The sequence below is a fragment of the Streptomyces sp. NRRL B-24085 genome (assembly GCF_001282115.1).
Taxonomy (GTDB): Bacteria; Actinomycetota; Actinomycetes; order Streptomycetales; family Streptomycetaceae; genus Streptomyces.
In genome coordinates this window covers 1-5,639 of sequence record NZ_LJBR01000433.1, presented here as the reverse complement: position 1 = coordinate 5,639, position 5,639 = coordinate 1, and the positions used below count along the sequence as shown (strand labels likewise).

The following is a 5,639-nucleotide window of genomic DNA, read 5'->3' as shown; positions in this document are numbered from 1 at the left end:
CCCCATCTCGCCGCCCTGGGGCTGCTGTTGGGGCTGGTGATGTGCGCGGCGCTCGCGGCCGTGACGGCGGCCGTGACCCGCACCGTGGAGAGCGCGCAGGTCACCACCCTGCCGTTCGTGATGATCTCGATGGTCCTCTCGGGCGTCGCCGTGCCCCTGGAGCTGCTGCCCGGCACGTTCGCGTCGGTGTGCGAGCTGCTGCCCCTGTCCCCCGTGATCACCCTGGTCCGCGGCGGCTGGGCGGGCACGCTCTCCGCCTACGAGGCCCTGGGCGCCCTCGGTACCGCGCTGGCCTGGACGGTCCTGGCCGTGTTTGCTGTACAGCGGTGGTTCCGGTGGGAGCCGAGGCGCTGACGTACGGGGAGAACATGCGCGAGCCGGGGGGCTGGTGGCGGCGGAAGAGCACGCCGGCGAAGGTCGAGACGTACACGCGGTGGTCGTTCCACTTCTTCGCGGTGACCGAGGTCGCCGCGGTCGGGCTGCCGCTGTTCGGTGCGATGCCGGGCTGGCTGACCGCCCTGCTGCTGGTGATGCTGACCGGGCACGCGGGGACCTGTGCCGTGGTCGCGTCCCGGGCGCTGGACTGGACGCGCGGCAGCCGCGAGCAGCCCGTCCCCATGCTGTGGACACTCGGCGCGGTCACCGCGGTGGTCGCCGTGACGGCCATCGCGATCACGGAGCACGGTCCGGGCGGGGAGGACGTCGACACCGCGGCCGGCGGGATCTTCGCGGTGGTGCTGATCTTCGGGGCCGGGGTGATCGCGCTGGGGGTGCGCGACCGGAGACGGGTCTTCGCCCTCGTCGGCGGGTTCGCGGCGGGCGCGGGGGTCATCGCCTTCCCGCTGGGGCTGCCCGGTGCGGCGACCCTGGCGACGATGGTGGCCGTTCTGCTCGGTGCCGGGTTCCTCGCCTTCACCTCCGTCTTCTCGGTGTGGCTGCTCAACGCCGTCTACGAGCTCGACGAGGCCCGCGAGACCCGCGCCCGGCTCGCCGTCGCCGAGGAACGGCTGCGCTTCGGGCGGGACCTGCACGACGTGATGGGGCGCAACCTCGCGGTGATCGCGCTGAAGAGCGAGCTGGCCGTACAGCTGGCGCGACGCGGGCGGGAGGAGGCCGTGGACCAGATGACCGAGGTGCAGCGGATCGCGAGCGAGACCCAGCGCGAGGTGCGGGACGTCGTACGGGGCTACCGGGAGGCCGATCTCGGGGTCGAACTCACGGGAGCGCGAGGGGTGTTGACCGCCGCCGGCATCGACTGCGAGGTCACCGGGGACCCGGGCGGGCTGCCCGCCGAGGTGCAGTCGGCGCTCGGCTGGGTGGTCCGGGAGGCCACCACGAACGTGCTCCGGCACGGGGACGCCAAGCGGTGCAGGGTGGCCGTGGACAGGGAGGAGGACCGGGTGGTGCTGACCGTGGAGAACGACGGGGTCCTGAGATCGTCGGGCACCGGCGGGTCCGGGCTCGCCGGGCTGCGGGAGCGGCTCGCGGCGGTGGCCGGGACGCTGGAGGCGGGGCCCACGGCTGACGGGGTGTTCCGGTTGGTGGCCCGGGTGCCGGTGGGGGTCGCGGGGGGAGTCTCATGACCTTGCGGGTACTGCTCGCCGACGACGAACATCTGATCCGGGGCGCGCTCGCCGCGCTGCTCTCGCTGGAGGACGACCTGGCGATCGTGGCGGAGGCGGCCACCGGCCCCGAGGCGCTGGCGATGGCCCGGGCGCACGGGCCCGATGTCGCCGTACTGGATCTCCAGATGCCCGGCGCGGACGGTGTGAAGGTCGCCACATTCCTGCGGACCGAGCTGCCCTCGTGCAAGGTGCTGATCGTCACGAGTCACGGACGGCCGGGGCATCTCAAGCGGGCTCTGGAGGCCGGGGTGCGGGGGTTCGTCCCGAAGACCGTGAGCGCGCAGCGGCTCGCGGAGATCATCCGCACGGTGCACGCGGGAAACCGTTACGTCGACCCCGAGTTGGCCGCCGACGCGATCTCCGCCGGGGACTCCCCGCTGACCGCGCGGGAGGCCGAGGTGCTGGAACTGGCCGCCGACGGGGCACCCGTCGCCGAGATCGCGGAACGGGCCGCGCTGTCGCAGGGGACCGTTCGGAACTACCTGTCGTCGGCCGTCTCCAAGCTCGGGGCGGAGAACCGTCACGCGGCCGTGCGGCTCGCACGGGAGCGAGGTTGGGTATAGTGGTTCTCGCGCCACGGCGCATGCGAACGTAGCTCAGTTGGTAGAGCGCAACCTTGCCAAGGTTGAGGTCGCGAGTTCGAACCTCGTCGTTCGCTCCGTTCAGGCAAAGGCCCCCGGTTCTCCGGGGGCCTTTCGCGTTACGACCAGCTCGTGCCCGTCAGCCGCTCGAACGCCTCGATGTACTTGGCGCGGGTGCGGTCCACGACCTCCTGCGGCAGCGGCGGCGGGGGCTGCTCGCTCTTGCGGTCCCAGCCGGACTCCGCCGAGGTCAGCCAGTCGCGCACGAACTGCTTGTCGTACGACGGCTGCGGGCGGCCCGGCTGCCACTGGTCGGCCGGCCAGAAGCGGGAGGAGTCCGGGGTGAGGACCTCGTCCGCGATGACCAGGCTCTGGCCGTCGAAGCCGAACTCGAACTTGGTGTCCGCGAGGATGATCCCGCGGTCCCGGGCGATGTCCCGGCCCCGCGCGTACACGGCGAGGGTCGCCTGGCGCAGGCGGGCGGCGGTGTCCGCGCCGACCTGGCGGGCCACCTCCTCGTAGGAGACGTTCTCGTCGTGGTCGCCGACGGCCGCCTTGGTCGCCGGGGTGAAGATCGGCGCGGGCAGCTCGCTGCCGTCGACCAGGCCCTCGGGGAGCGCGAGGCCGCAGACCGTGCGGGAGTCGTTGTACTCCAGCAGCCCGGAGCCGGTGAGATAGCCGCGGGCGACCGCCTCCACGGGAACCATCTGGAGCGACTTGCAGACCAGGGTGCGGCCCGCCCAGTCGGCGGGGGCGCCCTCCGGGACGTCCGTGCTCAGCACGTGGTTCGGCAGCAGGTCGGCGATCTGGTCGAACCACCACAGCGACAACTGGGTGAGGACGCGGCCCTTGTCGGGGATCTCGGTCGGCAGCACCCAGTCGAAGGCGGAGATGCGGTCACTGGCGACCATCACGAGGTCGCCCGCCTCGTTCTGGTACAGCTCGCGCACCTTGCCGGTGTGCAGGTGCACCAGACCCGGAACCTGAAGCGGCTCGGGCTTTTCTACGAATCCGGACACGGTTCCTCCCCGTGGCTATGTCCAACGGGTCGATTGTCCCGTACAGGCGGCTGACCTTGGACTTGGGGTGTGCTGCGAGCCCTGGGCGGGTGCTCCGCCCGGGCTCAGTCACGCTTGCAGATGTGGTCCAGGAGGTTGGCGGTGGCGCGCTGGACACGGGCGTCGACATGGCCCGGGCGGTCCAGCGCAGGGGACCAGGCGAAGGTGCCGGCGGCGAAGACCAGGGCGCCTGAAGGGGCACGGTAGAGGGACGTCTCCTGGTGGCGGAGGGCGCCCTCGCTGTCGGTGTAGGGCGAGTGGGCGAGCAGGATGCGGTCGTCGTGGTCGGGGAGGGGGGCGCGCGGGAAGTAGCGGTCGGCCTCGCCCGCGACCAGACCGGCGATCTCGTCGCCCTCCTGGGCGCCGGTCGCCTCCCACAGCCAGTGCCCGGCGTTGCGGACGATCAGGGGGTGCGGCTCGGGCACCCGTCCCGCGTACTGGATGCCGACCAACTGCTGTTCCGGGCGGTCCACTTCGCGCCACAGCGCCGGTTTGCCCGGTCCCCTGCGTTTGCGGCAGGTGAGCAGGCGGTCGGGGACACCGGACGGCGAGGGGCCCAGCTCGACCTGCCAGTACATGGTGTTGGCGGACAGGAAGACCAGGGAGGTGCCGCTGTCCCGGGCGCGCTCGACCGTGCGGCGCATGGCCGACGACCAGTACTCGTCGTGGCCGGGGAAGACCAGGCCCCGGTAGCGGGTGGGGTCGAGCCGGCCGGCGTGCAGGTCGCGGGCGTCGGCGTAGGCGAGGTCGTAGCCGTAGCGCTCGGCGAAGCGGATGAAGTCGTAGGCGTGGCCCACGTGCATCGGCAGGCCCGCGCCCGCGTACGGCCGGTCGAAGGAGACCGTGGTCGCGGCGTCGGCCTCGCCGAGGAGCCGGCCCTGCTCGTCCCAGGCGTGGTAGAGGCTGGCGCCGGTGCGGCCGTCCTCCGGGTAGAGGTTGTACGCCTGCCAGGTCACGTCGGGCAGCAGGAGCAACAGGTCCGCGGGGTGGTTGTCGCGGACCGTGAAGGGGATGTGGGAGCGGTAGCCGTCGGCGGTGGTGAGGACGGCCACATACGCCCCGATGCTCCAGTACGACGGGATCTGGAGCCGCCAGGACAGCCACCAGTGGTGGCAGGAGACCGTGCGGTCCGCGGTCAGCGGCGGGGGCTGGACGATGCCGGAGAGCCGGGGGCTGGTGGTGATCTTCGCCGCGCCGTCGCCGCCGTAGTGGCCGATGCGGTAGATGTCGACGCCGAACTCCTGCGGCGGGTCGACGGTGATGTGGAAGTCGACGGCCTGCCCTGGGGCCACCGCGCCGGTCGAGGTGAAGCCCTTGATCTGGCGGCGGACGTCGTCGGCGGAGCGGGGGCCGCCGCCGGAGGCGCTGCGGGGGGAGGGGACGCGCGGGGCGCCTTCCTTCGGGGTGTGCGCGGGGTCCGTCTCGACGTACCAGGGGACGACCTGGCCGGTGTCGTCGAAGTACGTCTCACTGCCGCGCAGCCAGGGGACGGGACCCTGGCCGAAGGGGTCCGTCACGGCGTGCGCGAGTGCTCCCGACTCCCAGCGGCGGATGTGCTCCGGTCCCGGTCCTGGGCCTGGCCCCATGGTCGCTCCCCTCCCTCGTGCCCCCGTCGTTCGTCCTGCGCGGTGCGGTGATGTCGGTGGTGCGGTGGTGTCGGTTGTGCGGTGCGGGTGGTCGTGCGTGCTCGTGGTCGTGCGTGTTGATGGTCGTGCGTGTTCATGGTCGTGCCGTGCTGAGTGTGGTGCCGTGTTGTCGCGGTGCGGTGTGGCGCGGTGCGCGGTGGTGCGGGCGGGTCGCTCGTGGTTGCGCGTGTGTCGTGCGCCTGTCCTATGGCGAACGACCTTGCCATGTGCGCGATCGGTCCCAGCACATCACATTCCGCACTCGGCCTGTCACTATTCGTTGCGAATTGGCCGAAAGTGGAAGCGGGTCTTCCGTCCCTGTCAGACGAGGCGGACCGGCTTCTCGGGGCGTATCCCCGACTTGACCAGCCAGGCACGCAGCGGGGCCGGGTCGCCGTCCTCCACGAGGCTCAGGACGCGCGGGGCGAGGTCGGCGGCCCGCTCGCCGTTGATCAGGAGGGACGGGCCGTCGAGCCAGTCCAGGCCCGGGGCGGCGCCGGCGGTGTCGATCGCGGCGCAGCAGACCATCGCGGTGACGTGGTCGGTGAGGAGCTCGCGGGCGCTGCGAGGGGGCTGGAGCGGGAAGAGCGGGAGAGCGGTGTCGTCCCAGGCTGCGGCGTCGGGAGCGGTGCCGGAGTGGGGCACGGCGGCTTCCTCGCGGGCGAGCTCGGCGGTGAGCGCCGCGGCGAGGGTTTCGGCTTCGCCTTCTGTGGCGGCGGCTGTGCGGTGGGTGGCGTGGTCGTCGTCGGG

5 protein-coding genes, 1 tRNA gene and 1 pseudogene are annotated in these 5,639 nt (G+C 72.4%); 4 read left to right on the top strand and 3 right to left on the bottom strand.

Annotation, left to right across the window (positions count from 1 at the left end; all coding sequences use genetic code 11):
* From AOJ26_RS35795 to AOJ26_RS35780, 4 genes are all read left to right on the top strand, one after another.
* On the top strand, nucleotides 1–354 hold a 354-nt coding region (locus AOJ26_RS35795), incomplete at its 5' end, for an ABC transporter permease (protein WP_143663691.1).
* Nucleotides 355–368: 14 nt separating this feature from the next.
* On the top strand, nucleotides 369–1,583 hold the full coding sequence (locus tag AOJ26_RS35790) for a sensor histidine kinase (protein WP_053852529.1): 1,215 nt from the start codon (nucleotides 369–371) through the stop codon (nucleotides 1,581–1,583).
* Entirely contained in the window at nucleotides 1,580–2,188 is a 609-nt protein-coding gene (locus tag AOJ26_RS35785; RefSeq protein WP_053852528.1) for a response regulator transcription factor, read from the top strand. The genes AOJ26_RS35790 and AOJ26_RS35785 overlap by 4 nt, the downstream gene beginning before the upstream one ends.
* 22 nt (nucleotides 2,189–2,210) lie before the next feature.
* A tRNA-Gly gene (locus AOJ26_RS35780) sits at nucleotides 2,211–2,283 on the top strand.
* A gap of 42 nt (nucleotides 2,284–2,325) precedes the next feature.
* Here the strand turns inward: AOJ26_RS35780 and AOJ26_RS35775 are convergent.
* From AOJ26_RS35775 to AOJ26_RS35765, 3 genes and pseudogenes are all read right to left on the bottom strand, one after another.
* A complete protein-coding gene (locus AOJ26_RS35775) occupies nucleotides 2,326–3,225 on the bottom strand; it encodes a phosphoribosylaminoimidazolesuccinocarboxamide synthase (protein ID WP_053852527.1) in 900 nt (299 codons plus the stop codon).
* A gap of 104 nt (nucleotides 3,226–3,329) precedes the next feature.
* Nucleotides 3,330–4,850 carry a N,N-dimethylformamidase beta subunit family domain-containing protein gene (locus AOJ26_RS35770; protein WP_053852526.1) on the bottom strand — a complete coding sequence of 507 codons (1,521 nt, stop codon included), beginning with the start codon at nucleotides 4,848–4,850 and terminating at the stop codon, nucleotides 3,330–3,332.
* A 360-nt stretch (nucleotides 4,851–5,210) separates the two neighbouring features.
* A pseudogene (locus tag AOJ26_RS35765) lies at nucleotides 5,211–5,639 on the bottom strand (hypothetical protein); the annotation flags it as partial.